This is a genomic window from Mycobacterium sp. (genome assembly GCF_049673265.1).
Taxonomy (GTDB): Bacteria; Actinomycetota; Actinomycetes; order Mycobacteriales; family Mycobacteriaceae; genus Mycobacterium.
In genome coordinates, this window is the sequence record NZ_JBATXN010000203.1 from 1 (window position 1) to 15,656 (window position 15,656).

At 65.1% G+C, this 15,656-nt stretch carries 14 protein-coding genes; all 14 read left to right on the plus strand.

Features of this window, described 5'->3' with window-relative positions; genetic code table 11:
• Nucleotides 1-331: 331 nt before the first annotated feature.
• Nucleotides 332-709: an NADH-quinone oxidoreductase subunit A gene (locus WBF82_RS07190; protein ID WP_424382377.1), complete on the plus strand. Its 378-nt coding sequence runs from the start codon at nucleotides 332-334 to the stop codon at nucleotides 707-709.
• An 8-nt stretch (nucleotides 710-717) separates the two neighbouring features.
• Nucleotides 718-1,272, plus strand: coding sequence for a NuoB/complex I 20 kDa subunit family protein (locus WBF82_RS07195; protein WP_424382378.1), 555 nt, complete (start codon nucleotides 718-720; stop codon nucleotides 1,270-1,272).
• Entirely contained in the window at nucleotides 1,269-2,018 is a 750-nt protein-coding gene (locus WBF82_RS07200; protein WP_424382379.1) for an NADH-quinone oxidoreductase subunit C, read from the plus strand. Before WBF82_RS07195 ends, WBF82_RS07200 begins: the two co-directional genes overlap by 4 nt.
• Entirely contained in the window at nucleotides 2,018-3,346 is a 1,329-nt protein-coding gene (gene nuoD / locus WBF82_RS07205) for an NADH dehydrogenase (quinone) subunit D (protein ID WP_424382380.1), read from the plus strand. Before WBF82_RS07200 ends, nuoD begins: the two co-directional genes overlap by 1 nt.
• Entirely contained in the window at nucleotides 3,343-4,182 is an 840-nt protein-coding gene (gene nuoE, locus WBF82_RS07210; protein WP_424382381.1) for an NADH-quinone oxidoreductase subunit NuoE, read from the plus strand. The genes nuoD and nuoE overlap by 4 nt, the downstream gene beginning before the upstream one ends.
• On the plus strand, nucleotides 4,182-5,504 hold the full coding sequence (gene nuoF / locus WBF82_RS07215) for an NADH-quinone oxidoreductase subunit NuoF (RefSeq protein ID WP_424382382.1): 1,323 nt from the start codon (nucleotides 4,182-4,184) through the stop codon (nucleotides 5,502-5,504). Before nuoE ends, nuoF begins: the two co-directional genes overlap by 1 nt.
• Entirely contained in the window at nucleotides 5,501-7,909 is a 2,409-nt protein-coding gene (locus WBF82_RS07220) for an NADH-quinone oxidoreductase subunit G (protein WP_424382383.1), read from the plus strand. Before nuoF ends, WBF82_RS07220 begins: the two co-directional genes overlap by 4 nt.
• Nucleotides 7,906-9,150: an NADH-quinone oxidoreductase subunit NuoH gene (gene nuoH / locus WBF82_RS07225; RefSeq protein WP_424382384.1), complete on the plus strand. Its 1,245-nt coding sequence runs from the start codon at nucleotides 7,906-7,908 to the stop codon at nucleotides 9,148-9,150. Before WBF82_RS07220 ends, nuoH begins: the two co-directional genes overlap by 4 nt.
• A complete protein-coding gene (nuoI, locus tag WBF82_RS07230; RefSeq protein ID WP_424382385.1) occupies nucleotides 9,143-9,688 on the plus strand; it encodes an NADH-quinone oxidoreductase subunit NuoI in 546 nt (181 codons plus the stop codon). The genes nuoH and nuoI overlap by 8 nt, the downstream gene beginning before the upstream one ends.
• Complete coding sequence (locus tag WBF82_RS07235; protein ID WP_424382386.1) at nucleotides 9,685-10,461, plus strand: NADH-quinone oxidoreductase subunit J; 777 nt, start codon at nucleotides 9,685-9,687, stop codon at nucleotides 10,459-10,461. The genes nuoI and WBF82_RS07235 overlap by 4 nt, the downstream gene beginning before the upstream one ends.
• Nucleotides 10,458-10,757, plus strand: coding sequence for an NADH-quinone oxidoreductase subunit NuoK (gene nuoK, locus WBF82_RS07240; protein ID WP_324436806.1), 300 nt, complete (start codon nucleotides 10,458-10,460; stop codon nucleotides 10,755-10,757). The genes WBF82_RS07235 and nuoK overlap by 4 nt, the downstream gene beginning before the upstream one ends.
• Before the next feature lie 4 nt (nucleotides 10,758-10,761).
• Entirely contained in the window at nucleotides 10,762-12,645 is a 1,884-nt protein-coding gene (gene nuoL, locus WBF82_RS07245; RefSeq protein WP_424382387.1) for an NADH-quinone oxidoreductase subunit L, read from the plus strand.
• Between the two features lie 14 nt (nucleotides 12,646-12,659).
• Nucleotides 12,660-14,240: an NADH-quinone oxidoreductase subunit M gene (locus WBF82_RS07250; protein WP_424382389.1), complete on the plus strand. Its 1,581-nt coding sequence runs from the start codon at nucleotides 12,660-12,662 to the stop codon at nucleotides 14,238-14,240.
• The coding region (nuoN, locus tag WBF82_RS07255; RefSeq protein WP_424382388.1) for an NADH-quinone oxidoreductase subunit NuoN at nucleotides 14,237-15,656 on the plus strand (1,420 nt) is incomplete at its 3' end. The genes WBF82_RS07250 and nuoN, both read left to right, overlap by 4 nt.

A 15,656-nucleotide genomic window follows, 5' to 3' on the forward strand; every position in this document is an offset into this window, starting at 1 on the left:
ACGGTGCTGGAGTTGCTGCGTCCTGCTGTGCATTAGCTGACCATCGGATCCTGAGCGCCACCTGTCAGCGCCGTCGTGCGGAGCTGGATGAACGCTGCGGCAACGCCACCCCTTCGCCTGCCGAGAAGCGAAATAGGTTCGTGCTCGGAGCATTTCATGCTCCGGACAGACGCGTGTGCTCGCCGCATGCGTCGGGTGGCCGACCACCGACCCGGCTGTGGCTGAGCTCACATCTAGACTGTTGAGCGCGGGACTACACACGATCGCTAGGCTGTGGTTGCGCTCACAGTCAGCGCCCAATCGATGAACAGTGAGGGAGCGTCTTCGCGGCATGAATCTGTACCTGCCCATCCTGGTGCTTGGGGGGATCGCCGCTGCTTTTGCGCTCGGCTCAGTCGCACTCGCGCAGATCACCGGCCCGAGGCGCTACAACAAGGCGAAGCTCGAGGCATACGAATGCGGGATCGAACCCAGCGACCAGCCGGCCAACGCGCCGCACGCAGGCAGCGGGCAGCGATTCCCGGTGAAGTACTACCTGACCGCGATGCTGTTCATCGTCTTCGACATCGAAATCGTGTTCCTGTACCCATGGGCGGTCAGCTACGACAAGCTCGGGTTATTCGCACTGGTCGAGATGGTGGTGTTCGTGCTCACGGTCTTTGTGGCCTACGCATATGTATGGCGCCGCGGCGGCCTGACCTGGGAGTGAGGTAAGACGTGGGCCTAGAGGAGAAACTGCCGAGCGGTTTCTTGCTGACGACCGTCGAAACGCTGGCGGGCTACTTCCGCAAGAACTCGTTGTGGCCGGCAACGTTTGGATTGGCCTGCTGCGCGATTGAGATGATGGCCACCGCCGGCCCCCGATTCGACATCGCGCGCTTTGGCATGGAGAGGTTTTCGGCGACACCCCGGCAGGCCGATCTGATGATCGTGGCCGGCCGTGTCAGTCAGAAGATGGCGCCGGTGCTGCGCCAGATCTACGACCAGATGGCCGAACCGAAATGGGTGCTTGCGATGGGCGTGTGCGCATCGTCGGGCGGGATGTTCAACAACTATGCGATCGTTCAGGGCGTGGACCACGTCGTACCCGTAGACATCTACCTGCCAGGCTGCCCGCCCCGCCCGGAGATGCTGCTGTACGCAATCCTCAAGCTGCACGACAAGATTCAAGAGATGCCGCTGGGGGTCAACCGCGAACTGGCCATCGCCGAAGCCGAACAAGCGGCGCTCGCCGCCCGGCCGACGATCGAGATGCGCGGACTGTTGCGATGAGCTCACCGGATCACGACCCCAAGCAAGCAGCCACCGAGGTGGGCGGACCGCCCGTTCCCGCCGAACAATCCGGCCGATCCGATCAAGAGGTAGTCGACGTTCGCCGAGGCATGTTCGGCGTCCGCGGCACCGGTGACACGTCGGGATATGGACGACTGGTGCGTCAGGTCACGATCGACGACGGCAGTCCCCGGCCCTACGGCGGATACTTCGACGAGGTTGTCGACCGGCTGGCCGCGGCGCTGAAGGAGGCCGACGGCGTCGAATTCGAAGACGCCGTAGAGAAAGTCGTGGTCTACCGCGACGAACTGACCCTGCACGTGCGCCGCGAGCTGCTGCCCCAGGTCGCCGGTCGACTGCGCGACGACGCGGCGCTGCGCTTCGAATTGTGCCTTGGTGTCAGCGGAGTGCACTACCCGCACGAAACCGGAAGCGAGCTGCACGCGGTATATCCGCTCAAGTCGATCACCCACGGCCGTCGTGTCCTCCTGGAAGTGGCTGCGCCGGATAGTGATCCGCACATTCCGTCGCTGTTCGGTATCTACCCGACCAACGACTGGCACGAGCGTGAGACCTATGACTTCTTCGGCATCATCTTCGACGGGCACCCGTCGCTGACGCGCATACAGATGCCCGACGATTGGCAAGGACATCCGCAACGCAAAGACTATCCACTCGGCGGCGTCCCGGTGGAGTACAAGGGCGCGAAGATTCCCCCGCCCGATGAGCGGAGGGCCTACAACTGATGAGCGAGACCACTACCCCCAACGGCGAGGGCAGCGGCGGAGAAACCCTGGTGGCCGTCGTCGGTCAGGACTGGGAACAGATCGTCGAGGCGGCTCGAAAAGGCGAACCCGGTGAACGCATCGTCGTCAACATGGGTCCGCAGCACCCATCGACCCACGGCGTGCTGCGGCTGATCCTGGAGATCGAAGGTGAGACGGTCACCGACGCCCGGTGCGGAATCGGCTACCTGCACACCGGGATCGAGAAAAACCTGGAGTACCGGTACTGGACCCAGGGCGTCACGTTCGTAACCCGAATGGATTACCTGTCACCGTTTTACAACGAGGCGGTGTACTGCCTCGGTGTGGAGAAGCTCCTCGGGATCACCGACGAGATCCCGGAACGCGTCAACGTCATCCGGGTGATGATGATGGAGTTCAACCGGATCTCGTCGCACCTGGTCGCATTGGCGACCGGTGGCATGGAACTCGGCGCGATGACGGCAATGTTCCTCGGGTTCCGGGAACGCGAGTTGGTCCTGAACCTTTTCGAAATGGTCACCGGCTTGCGGATGAACCACGCCTACATCCGGCCCGGCGGACTGGCCCAGGATCTGCCGGAAGACGCCCTGCGCGAAATCCCGGAACTGGTCAAGCTGCTGAGCCATCGGCTCAACGACATCGAAAACCTGCTCAACGACAACTACATCTGGAAAGCCCGCACCCAGGGTGTGGGGTATCTGGACCTGACCGGCTGCATTGCGCTTGGTGTGACCGGACCTCCGCTGCGGGCGACCGGATTGCCCTACGACCTACGCAAGACCGATCCGTATTGCGGCTACGAGAACTACGAGTTCGACGTGATCACCGACGACACGTGTGATTCCTACGCGCGCTACATCATTCGGGTCAAAGAGATGAGAGAGTCGCTGAAGATCGTCGAACAGTGCCTGGACAAGTTGCGACCCGGCCCGATCATGGTGGCGGACCGCAAGATCGCCTGGCCGGCCGACCTGAAAGTCGGACCGGACGGTCTGGGTAACTCGCCGGAGCACATCGCCAAGATCATGGACACCTCGATGGAGGCGCTGATTCACCACTTCAAACTGGTTACCGAAGGCATCCGGGTGCCGGCCGGTCAGGTGTACGTCGCAGTCGAGTCGCCTCGCGGCGAGTTGGGCGTCCACATGGTCAGCGACGGCGGAACCCGGCCCTACCGGGTGCACTACCGCGATCCCTCGTTCACCAACCTGCAGGCCGTTGCCGCGATGTGCGAGGGCGGCATGGTCGCCGACGTGATCACCGCGGTGGCCAGCATCGATCCGGTCATGGGCGGTGTCGACCGATGAGCAGCGGACCATACACCCCGGCCGTCGGCGCCAGCGGCGAGCGCGTGTTCATCCGCCTCGGCCCGCCGCCCGAAGAACCCGGCCAATTCGTCGTCGAAGGCGCACCGGAGTCCTATCCGCCCGAGGTACAGACACGGCTGGAAGTCGACGCCAAGGAGATCATCGGCCGCTACCCCAGCCCGCGCTCAGCGCTGCTGCCGCTGCTGCACCTGGTGCAGGCCGAGGACGGCTACGTGACACCGGCCGGTTTGGAATTCTGCGGCGAACAGCTCGGACTGACCGGCGCCGAAGTCGCCGCGGTGGCCAGCTTTTACACCATGTATCGGCGCGGGCCGACCGGCGACTACTTAGTCGGCGTCTGCACGAACACGCTGTGTGCCGTCATGGGCGGTGACGCCATCTTCGAATCGCTCAAAGAACACCTCGGCATCGGCAACGACGAGACCACCGCCGACAGCTCAATCACCCTGCAACACATCGAATGCAACGCGGCGTGCGACTTCGCCCCGGTGGTGATGGTCAACTGGGAGTTCTTCGACAACCAGAGCCCGGAGTCGGCACGCAAGCTGGTCGACGGGCTGCGGGCCGGGAAACCCCCGGTGCCGACTCGCGGCGCCCCGCTGTGCAAGTTCCGCGAGACCGAACGGATCCTGGCCGGTTTTCCCGACTCGCGTGCCGACGAAGGCCAGGGCGGTGCCGGCGAAGCCACGTTGGCCGGGCTGCGAATTGCCAAGGAACGCAACATGCGCGCCGGCGACGATGCAGAGCGAAGCGATGCTGAGGAGCGGCGCAATATCCCGGCCCCGGCGGCCGAGGGTTCAGGGGAAGGTCGGTAATGGCGTCGCAAACACCGTTGGCTCCGGTGCTGACCCGATACTGGGACGACCCGGAGTCGTGGACTCTTGACACCTATCGCCGCAACGACGGCTACCAGGCTTTGCACAAGGCCCTGAAGATGAAGCCGGACGACGTGATCACCGCCGTCAAGGACTCCGGGCTGCGCGGCCGTGGCGGGGCGGGTTTCGCGACCGGCACCAAGTGGTCGTTCATCCCGCAGGGCGACAGCGGTCCGGCGGCCAAGCCGCACTACCTGGTGGTCAACGCCGACGAGTCGGAACCCGGTACGTGCAAAGACATTCCGTTGATGCTGGCCACCCCGCACGTCCTGATCGAAGGTGTGATCATCGCGTCCTACGCGATACGGGCCAGCCACGCCTTCATCTACGTCCGCGGTGAGGTGTTGCCGGTGCTGCGGCGCCTGCAGAACGCAGTCGCCGAGGCCTACGCCGCGGGCTTCCTGGGCCGCGACATCGCCGGCTCCGGCTACGACCTGGAGCTGGTGGTGCACGCCGGCGCCGGCGCCTACATCTGCGGCGAGGAGACGGCGTTGCTCGACTCGTTGGAAGGCCGTCGCGGCCAGCCGCGGCTACGTCCGCCGTTCCCCGCGGTCGCCGGGCTCTACGGTTGTCCGACGGTGATCAACAATGTCGAGACCATCGCCAGCGTTCCGCCGATCATCCTCAACGGCGTCGACTGGTTCCGGTCGATGGGCACCGAGAAATCGCCTGGCTTCACGCTGTATTCGCTGTCGGGGCATGTGACCCGGCCGGGCCAGTACGAAGCGCCGCTGGGCATCACGTTGCGCGAACTGCTCGACTACGCCGGTGGGGTGCGGGCCGGGCACAAGTTGAAGTTCTGGACGCCCGGTGGGTCGTCTACGCCGCTTCTCACCGATGAGCACCTCGACGTGCCACTGGATTACGAAGGCGTGGGAGCGGCCGGCTCGATGCTTGGCACCAAGGCGTTGGAGATTTTCGACGAGACGACGTGTGTGGTGCGCGCCGTGCAGCGCTGGACAGATTTCTACCGGCACGAATCGTGCGGCAAATGCACGCCCTGCCGCGAGGGCACATTCTGGCTCAGCCAGATCTACGAGCGCTTGGAATCCGGCAAGGGCACCGCCGAGGACCTGGACAAACTGAACGACATCGCCGACGCCATTTTAGGTAAATCGTTCTGCGCGTTGGGCGATGGCGCTGCGAGCCCGGTGATGTCGTCGATCGAGTACTTCCGCGACGAATACGTCGCACATGTCGAGGGCGGCGGGTGTCCGTTCGACCCCAAGCTGTCCATGCTCGTGCCGAATGGAGCCTCATGACGCAAACGGCTGACACCGGAGAGAAGGTCACCGAGCCGGAGTTGGTGACGTTGACCATCGATGGCACCGAAATCAGCGTTCCCAAAGGCACTTTGGTGATCCGAGCCGCCGAGTTGATCGGCGTGCAGATTCCCCGGTTCTGCGATCACCCGCTGTTGGATCCGGTCGGTGCCTGCCGGCAGTGTCTGGTCGAAATCGAGGGCCAGCGCAAACCGATGGCGTCGTGCACCATCCCGGTGACCGACGACATGGTGGTACGTACCCAGTTCAGCTCCGACGCCGCCGACAAGGCCCAGCACGGCGTGATGGAGTTGCTGCTGATCAATCATCCGTTGGACTGCCCGATGTGCGACAAGGGCGGCGAGTGCCCATTGCAGAACCAGGCGATGTCCAACGGGCGCGCCGACTCCCGCTTCAACGACGTCAAGCGCACGTTCGCGAAGCCGATCAACATCTCCTCGCAAGTGCTGCTGGATCGCGAGCGTTGCATCCTGTGCGCGCGCTGCACCCGATTCTCCGAGCAGATTGCCGGTGACATCTTCATCGACATGTTGGAGCGCGGCGCCCTGCAGCAAGTCGGCATCTACGCCAACGAGCCGTTCGAGTCGTACTTTTCCGGCAACACTGTGCAGATCTGCCCGGTCGGCGCGCTGACCGGCACCGCTTATCGGTTTCGCGCCCGCCCCTACGACCTGGTTTCCAGCCCGAGTGTGTGCGAGCACTGCGCATCGGGGTGCGCACAGCGCACCGACCATCGCCGTAGCGAGGTGTTGCGCCGGCTGGCCGGCGACGAGCCCGAGGTCAACGAGGAGTGGAACTGCGACAAAGGGCGGTGGGCTTTCACTTACGCCACCCAGCCCGACCGGATCACCACTCCCCTTGTGCGCGATGCCGACGGCACGCTGACGCCGGCCTCGTGGCCGCATGCGGTGGCCGCCGCAGTCGAGGGGCTCAACTCGTCGACCGGCGGGACCGGCGTGCTACTCGGCGGCAGACTGACCATCGAGGACGCCTACGCTTACTCGAAGTTTGCCCGAATTGCATTGGGCACCAACGACATCGACTTTCGGGCTCGTCCGCACTCCAGCGAAGAGACGCAATTTTTGGCGGCCCGGGTCGCGGGCAGGCCGCTCACCATCAGCTACTCCGATCTGGAGTCGGCGCCGGTGGTCCTGCTCGCCGGCTTCGAGCCTGAAGAAGAGTCGCCGATCGTATACCTGCGGTTGCGCAAGGCCGCCCGCAAACACGGGCTGCCGGTGCACGCCATCGCCCCGTTCGCCAGCAACGGGCTGAAGAAGTTGTCCGGCAAGCTGATTCAGACGGTGCCCGGCGCGGAGGCCAAGGTGTTGGACGGGCTGGCCACCGGCGAACTCGGTGACCTGTTGTCAACTTCCGGTGCGATCATCATCGTCGGCGAACGACTGGCGGGCGCTCCCGGCGGCCTGTCGGCCGCGGCCCGACTCGCCGATGCCACCGGGGCGCGGCTGGCATGGATACCCCGCCGCGCCGGAGAACGCGGAGCGTTGGAGGCCGGCGCGCTGCCCGGACTGCTGCCCGGTGGCCGTCCGCTCGGTGACGAGACTGCCCGCTCGCAGGTATCGGATGCCTGGCATGTCTCCGAGTTGCCGACTTCCGATGGCCGCGACGCCGACGGGATCCTGGCGGCTGCGGCCGACGGCACGCTGGGCGCCCTGCTGGTCGGCGGCCTCGAAGCCGACGATTTCGCCGATCCCGCCGCGGTTTTGGCCGCCGTGGACGCCGCGGGTTTCGTCGTAAGCCTGGAGCTAAGGCACAGCGCAGTGACCGAACGAGCCGACGTGGTTTTCCCGATCGCGCCCGCGGCAGAGAAGTCAGGGACGTACGTCAACTGGGAGGGCCGGCACCGCAGCTTCTCGGCCGCCCTGCCCGCTGGGATTTCAGCCGCCACACCGGACCTGCGAGTGCTCGACACCCTGGCCGACGAAATGGGCATCGATCTGGGGCTGCCCACCGTCGAGGCGGCGCGCGCCGAGCTGAATGCGCTCGGCATCTGGGACGGCCCGCACGGCGCCACACCGAGCATTGCTGCTGCCGCGGCCCCGAAACCCGCTGCCGGCCAAGCGGTATTGGCCGGATGGCGGATGCTGCTCGACGCGGGCCGGCTACAAGACGGCGAGCCGCACCTGGCCGGCACCGCGCGCCCGCCGGTGGTGCGGCTATCGGCCGGAACGGCGGACGCCATCGGCGCCGGTGACGGTGACAAGGTCACCGTCAGCACTGCCCGCGGCGCAATCACGTTGCCGCTGACCATCACCGAGATGCCCGACGATGTGGTGTGGCTGCCGCTGAACTCACCCGGCTCGGCGGTGCACCGGTCGTTGGGTGTGACAGCCGGCGCGGTTGTGCAGATCGGAGTGAAGTCATGACCGGCTTCGGACACGACACCTGGTGGTTGATCGCCGCAAAAGCACTCGCGGTGTTCGTCTTCCTGGTGCTGACGGTGTTGGTCGCGATCCTGGCCGAACGCAAGATCCTCGGCCGGATGCAGAGGCGATGGGGGCCCAACCGGGTCGGCCCCCGGGGGTATCTGCAGAGCCTGGCCGACGGCATCAAGCTGGCACTCAAGGAACCCATCACCCCGTTCGGCGTCGAGAAGCCGATCTTCATTCTGGCCCCGGCCATTTCGACGATTCCCGCAATCACCGCCTTCGCGTTCATCCCATTCGGGCCGCAGGTGTCAATCTTCGGCCACTGGACCGCGCTACAGGTCACCGATCTGCCGGTTGCGGTGCTGTTCATCCTGGCGCTCTCGTCGATCGGGGTCTACGGCATCGTGCTGGCGGGATGGGCGTCAGGCTCGACGTATCCCCTGCTGGGCGGGGTGCGCTCCACCGCGCAGGTGATCTCCTACGAGGTCGCGATGGGGTTGTCCTTCGCGACGGTGTTCCTGTTCGCCGGAACGATGTCGACGTCGGGAATCGTGTCGGCCCAAGACCGGGTCTGGTACATGTTCCTGCTGCTGCCGTCGTTCGCGGTGTATCTGGTCTCGATGGTCGGTGAGACCAACCGCGCGCCGTTCGACCTGCCCGAGGCCGAGGGCGAACTGGTCGCCGGTTTCCACACCGAGTACTCGTCGCTGAGCTTCGCGATGTTCTACCTGGCCGAGTACATCAACATGACCACGGTCTCGGCGCTGGCCGCGACGCTGTTCCTCGGCGGCTGGCACGCGCCGTGGCCGCTGAACATGTGGGCCGGTGCCAACAGCGGCTGGTGGCCGGTGTTGTGGTTCACCGCCAAGGTGTGGCTGTTCCTGTTCACCTACTTCTGGCTGCGGGCGACGCTACCGCGACTGCGCTACGACCAGTTCATGGCGCTGGGCTGGAAGATCCTCATCCCGATATCGCTGGCCTGGGCGCTGATTGCCGCGACGATCCGCACTCTCCGCAACCAGGGCTATCAGCACTGGACACCGGCACTGGTGATCGCCAGTCTGGTCGTCACCGCCGTCCTGCTGGCTCTGTTGCGAAAACCCTTCGGCAGCAAGCGGAGCGAGAAGAAGCGCCACGAACCGCCGGTCGGGGCACAGCCCTGGAAGCCGGCATTCCCCACGCCGCCACTGCCGGGCCAGCCGCTGGTACCGGCGACCAAGGAGGCTGCTAATGGCTAAGTTCCTCAGTTCCCTCGCCGGATTCGGCGTCACGTTCGGGACAATGTTCAAAAGGCCTGTCACCGAGGAATATCCGGAGAAGCCCGGACCGGTGGCACCGCGCTATCACGGCCGCCACCAGCTCAACCGGTACGAGGACGGTCTGGAGAAGTGCATCGGCTGCGAGCTGTGCGCTTGGGCGTGCCCGGCCGACGCCATCTACGTCGAGGGCGCCGACAACAACGAGGAGGAGCGCTTCTCGCCCGGCGAACGTTACGGACGCGTCTACCAGATCAACTATTTGCGTTGCATCGGGTGCGGCCTGTGCGTCGAAGCCTGCCCGACCCGCGCGTTGACGATGACCAACGACTACGAGATGGCCGACGACAATCGCGCCGACCTGATTTACGAGAAGGACCGGCTACTGGCGCCGCTGCAGCCCGGGATGACCCCCGCACCGCACCCACGAGCAGAAGGGGCGACGGACGCCGACTACTACCGCGGCAACGTAACGTCAGAAGGCTTGCAAGACAGGCAGAATTCGGATGTCGCGCCATGACGAGTCTGTTGGCCGCCGACATCATCACCCGCACCTCCACTGGCGAGGCGGTGACGTTCTTTGTGCTGGCCACGCTGGCGTGGATCGGGGCGGTGGGCGTGGTGATGGCCGCCAACGCGGTCTACTCCGCGATGTTTCTGGCGATGACGATGATCATCCTCGCGGTGTTCTACATGATCCAGGACGCGATGTTCCTCGGCGTCGTCCAGATTGTGGTCTACACCGGCGCGGTGATGATGCTTTTCCTGTTCGTGCTGATGCTGATCGGCGTTGACTCCGCGGAGTCCCTGGTCGAAACACTGCGCGGACAGCGAGTGGCCGCCGTGGTTGCCGGTGTGGGATTCGGCATCGTGCTGATCGCCGGCATCGGCCGGGTTACCGCCGGCGGTTTCACCGGATTGACGAAGGCCAATGCCGGCGGCAACGTCGAGGGCTTGGCGACGTTGATCTTCTCCCGCTACTTGTGGGCGTTCGAGCTGACCAGCGCACTGCTGATCACCGCCGCCCTCGGCGCGATGATTCTGGCGCACCGGGAACGCTTCGAGCGCCGAAAGACTCAGCGGGAGCTGTCGATCGAACGGTTCCAACCCGGTGGCCACCCGACACCGCTGCCCGGTCCGGGTGTCTATGCCCGGCATAACGCGGTCGACATGGCCGCGCGGCTTCCCGACGGCTCCTACTCCCGGTTGTCGGTGCCACAAGTACTGGAACAGAGGACGGTCGAAGGTTTGGAAGCGCACGCGCGCGGGACCAACGGAAACGGTGCGTCATGAATCCGCAGAACTACCTCTACCTATCGGCGCTGTTGTTCACCATCGGAGCAGCCGGTGTGCTGTTGCGTCGCAACGCCATCGTGATGTTCATGTGCGTGGAGCTGATGCTCAACGCCGTCAACTTGGCGTTCGTCACGTTCGCCCGGATGCATGGGCAACTCGACGGCCAGATGGTGGCGTTTTTCACCATGGTCGTCGCCGCATGTGAAGTCGTGGTGGGCCTGGCCATCATCATGACGATCTTCCGTGCCCGCAGATCGGCTTCGGTCGACGACGCCAACCTGCTCAAGGGCTGAGTCGATGACACATTTGAGTTGGCTGGTCGTAGCTCTCCCCGCGGCCGGCGCCGCGATCCTGCTGCTCGGTGGCAGACGCACCGACCCCTGGGGTCACCTGCTGGGCTGCGCGACCGCGCTGGCCTCTTTCGGCGTCGGTCTGACGCTGCTCGCCGACATGCTGGGCCGGCACGGCGACGCCCGGATCATCAGCCAGAACCTGTTCAGCTGGGTCCCCGTCGGTGGCCTGCACGTCGACTTCGGTCTACAGATCGACCAATTGTCGATTTGCTTCGTGCTGCTGATCACCGGTGTCGGATCGCTGATCCACATCTACTCGGTCGGCTACATGGCCGAAGACCCCGACCGCCGCAGGTTTTTCGCTTACCTCAACCTCTTCCTCGCAGCGATGCTGTTGCTGGTCGTCGCCGACAACTTTCTGGTCCTGTACACCGGCTGGGAAGGCGTGGGCCTGGCGTCGTATCTGTTGATCGGCTTCTGGTATCACAAGCCGACCGCGGCAACCGCGGCCAAGAAAGCGTTTGTGATGAACCGGGTCGGGGACGCCGGACTGGCGTTGGCGATCTTCGTGATCTTCGCCAACTTCGGCACGCTGTCGTATTCGGGGGTGTTCGGCCAAGCGCCGGGGGCCTCCCGCGCGGCGCTGACCGCGATCGGGTTGCTGCTGCTGGCGGGCGCTTGCGCCAAATCCGCGCAGGTTCCGTTGCAGGCCTGGCTCGGTGACGCGATGGAAGGTCCCACACCGGTGTCCGCGCTACTCCACGCGGCCACCATGGTGACCGCCGGGGTGTATCTGATCGTGCGATGCAACCCGCTCTACAGCCTGGCGCCGGACGCTCGCCTCGGCGTCATCATCGTCGGCGCGGTGACGCTGCTCTTCGGTGCGATCATCGGCTGCGCCAAAGATGACATCAAACGCGCGCTGGCGGCGTCGACGATGAGCCAGATCGGCTACATGGTGCTAGCGGCAGGTCTGGGCCCGGCCGGATACGCGTTCGCGATCATGCATCTGCTCACCCACGGCTTCTTCAAAGCCGGCCTGTTCCTTGGCTCCGGCGCGGTGATCCACGCGATGGACGAGGAGCAGGACATGCGCCGCTACGGCGGGCTGCGCGCCGCGCTGCCGATCACCTTCGCGACCTTCGGGCTGGGCTATCTGGCGATCATCGGAGTGCCGCCGTTCGCCGGCTTCTACTCCAAAGACGCCATCATCGAAGCCGCACTGGCAGCGGGCGGAATCCGCGGCTACCTGTTGGGAGGGGCAGCGCTGCTGGGCGCCGGGATCACCGCGTTCTACATGACGCGGGTGATGCTGATGACATTCTTCGGCCAAAAGCGTTGGGCCGCAGAAGCACATCCGCATGAGGCGCCCGCGGTGATGACCTGGCCGATGATCCTGCTGGCGGTCGGATCGGTGTTCTCCGGCGGCCTGCTGGCCATCGGCGGCACACTGCGGCACTGGCTGGAACCGGTTGTCACTTTCGAGGAAAGCTCCCCCGTGTTGCCGACATGGGCGTTCACCATCGTCACCGTCGGCATCGTCGTGGTCGGAATTGGCGTGGCCGTCCTGCTGTACGGCCTTCGCAGGGTGGCCGACACCGCCCCCGATGACGTATCGGTGTTCACGGTCGCCGCGCGCCGCGACCTCTACGGCGACGCCTTCAACGAGGAGGTGTTCATGCGACCCAGTGCGCAATTGACCCACGCGCTGGTCGAATTCGACGACGAAGGCGTGGACGGCTCGGTCAACGCGCTTGCGACGCTGGTGAGCCGGACCTCGGACCGGCTGCGCGGATTGCAGACCGGGTTCGCCCGCAACTATGCGTTGTCGATGTTCGTGGGCGCGGCACTGGTCGCCGCGGCGATCCTGGCGGTGCGACTGTGGTGAATAGCGGTGCGACTTTGGCGAGCAGCTTCCCCTTACTTTCCGTGCTCTGGCTGGTGCCGTTGGCCGGTGCCATCGCCATCATCCTGATGCCGCCGGGGTGGCGGCAATTCGCGAAATGGGCCGGCCTGACCGTCTCGGTCGCCGTGCTGGCCGTGTCGATCCTGATCGCGGTCGAGTTCAAGGCCGGAGGCCCGACCTACCAATTCGTCGAAACCCACCGCTGGATACCAGCATTCGGCGCCGGCTACACCCTCGGCGTCGACGGCATCGCGCTGGTGCTGGTGCTGCTGACCACGATCCTGGTGCCCCTGCTGCTGGTGGGCGGCTGGACCGATGGCGGCGACCGTCCACGCGGCACCCAGGCCTACGTAGCGCTGACGCTGACCATCGAGTCGATGGTGCTGGTCTCGGTGGTTTCGCTGGACGTGTTGCTGTTCTACGTGTTCTTCGAGGCGATGCTCATCCCGATGTACTTCCTCATCGGTGGCTTCGGCGGTGGCGCCCACCGGTCCCGCGCCGCGGTGAAGTTCTTGTTGTACAACCTGTTCGGCGGCCTGATCATGCTGGCCGCCGTGATCGGGCTGTACGTGGTGACCACTCAACATGGTCCGGGGACGTTCGACTTCCGTCAGATCGTCGCCGCTGTCTCGTCGGGTTCACTTGGAGCTTCTTCGGCGGTGCTCAAAGCGCTGTTCTTGGGGTTCATGTTCGCGTTCGCGATCAAGGCGCCGCTGTGGCCGTTCCACCGGTGGCTACCCGACGCGGCCGTGGAATCCACACCGGCGACGGCGGTGCTGATCACCGCGGTGATGGACAAGGTCGGCACATTCGGGATGCTGCGCTATTGCTTGCAGTTGTTCCCTGACGCCTCAACGTATTTCCGCCCGCTGATCGTCGTGCTGGCTGTCATCGGCGTCATCTACGGCGCGATCGTGGCCATCGGCCAGACCGACATCATGCGGCTGATTGCTTACACGTCGATCTCCCACTTCGGCTTCATCATCCTGGGCATCTTCGTGATGACCAGCCAAGGCCAGAGCGGGTCGACGCTGTACATGCTCAACCACGGCATTTCCACTGCCGCAGTGTTTTTGATCGCCGGATTCCTGATCTCGCGCCGTGGAACCCGGTCGATCGCCGCGTACCGCGGTGTGCAGAAAGTGGCTCCGGTGCTGGCCGGCACGTTCCTGGTGGCAGGCTTGGCCACGCTGTCACTACCTGGCCTGGCGCCGTTCATCAGCGAGTTCCTGGTACTGATCGGCGCATACAGCCGGTACTGGCTGGCGGCGGCATTCGGGGTCACCGCACTGGTGCTTTCGTCGATCTACATTCTGTGGCTTTACCAACGGGTGATGACCGGTCCTGTCGCCGATGGCAACGAACGAATCCGCGATCTGGTGCCGCGCGAGATCGTCGTCGTGGCACCGCTCATCGCGCTGCTCCTGGTGCTGGGGGTGTACCCGAAGCCGGTGCTGGACATCATCAACCCCGCGGTGGGTAACACCATGACCACCATCGGCCAGCATGACCCCGCACCGATCGTGCGGCCGGGTGTCGCACACGTACCGGGAACGGCGGAAGGACCGCGCCGATGACCATGCCAACTCCCAGCGTCGAATATGGCCTGCTGTCACCGATACTCATCGTCTTCGGTGTTGCTGTGGTCGGTGTACTGGTTGAGGCATTCGTGCCCCGACGAGCCCGCTACGGCGCCCAGATCGTCCTGGCGATCGGGGGCCTGGCCGCCGCGTTCGTCGCTGTCGTCGTCGTCGGCAAGCAGCTGCCGCCCACCGGCCGCACCGCCGTACTGCACTCGCTGGCCATCGACGGCCCGACTCTGGTGTTGCAGGCGGCCATCCTGCTGGTCGCGGTGCTGGCGGTGATCTTCATCGCCGAACGGCGTGACGGCGAAACCGCCACCACCGGCCCGGGCGCAGCGACCGCCACCGCCCACATCGCTGCCGGGCTGGATTCTTTCACCCCGCAGGCGTCGGCTGTGCCCGACAGCGCGGCCGAGCATCAGGCGACCCGCTCCGGGGTGCGACAGACCGAACTCTTCCCGCTGGTCATGCTGGCCGTCGGCGGCATGCTGGTATTCCCCGCCGCCAACGACCTGCTGACGATGTTCGTCGCGCTGGAAGTCTTATCGCTGCCGCTGTACCTGTTGTGTGGGCTGGCCCGTCACCGCCGCTTGCTGTCCCAGGAAGCAGCGGTGAAATACTTTCTGCTGGGCGCGTTCTCGTCGGCGTTCTTCCTCTATGGCGTTGCATTGCTCTACGGCGCGACGGGCACGCTGTCGTTGCCCGGCATCGCCGCCGCGCTCGGCCGCAGCACCAACGAGTCGATGGCGTTGATCGGTGTCGCCCTGTTGGCGGTCGGCCTGTTGTTCAAGGTCGGCGCCGTCCCGTTCCACTCGTGGATACCCGACGTCTACCAGGGCGCGCCGACTCCGATCACCGGCTTCATGGCCGCGGCCACCAAGGTTGCGGCGTTCGGCGCGCTGCTGCGCGTCGTCTACGTGGCGCTGCCGCCGCTTCATGATCAATGGCGGCCTGTGCTGTGGGCGATCTCGATCGTGACCATGGTGGTCGGCACCGTCACGGCGGTCAACCAAACCGACGTCAAGCGGATGCTGGCGTACTCGTCGATCGCGCACGTCGGCTTCATCCTCACCGGTGTCATCGCAGACAACCCGGCCGGTCTCGCGTCGACAATGTTCTACCTGGTCGCCTACAGCTTCAGCACGGTGGGCGCTTTCGCGGTCGTCGGACTGGTCCGCAACCCGGATGGCGACGAAGACGCCACCATGTCGCATTGGGCCGGATTGAGCCAGCGTTATCCCGTTGTAGGACTGCTGTTTTCGATGTTCCTGCTGGCATTCGCCGGCATCCCGTTGACCAGCGGGTTCGTCAGCAAGTTCGCGGTTTTCCAGGCAGCGGCCAAGGGCGGTGCGGTTCCGTTGGTCATCATCGGTGTGATCGCCAGCGGGGTGGCGGCTTACTTCTACGTGC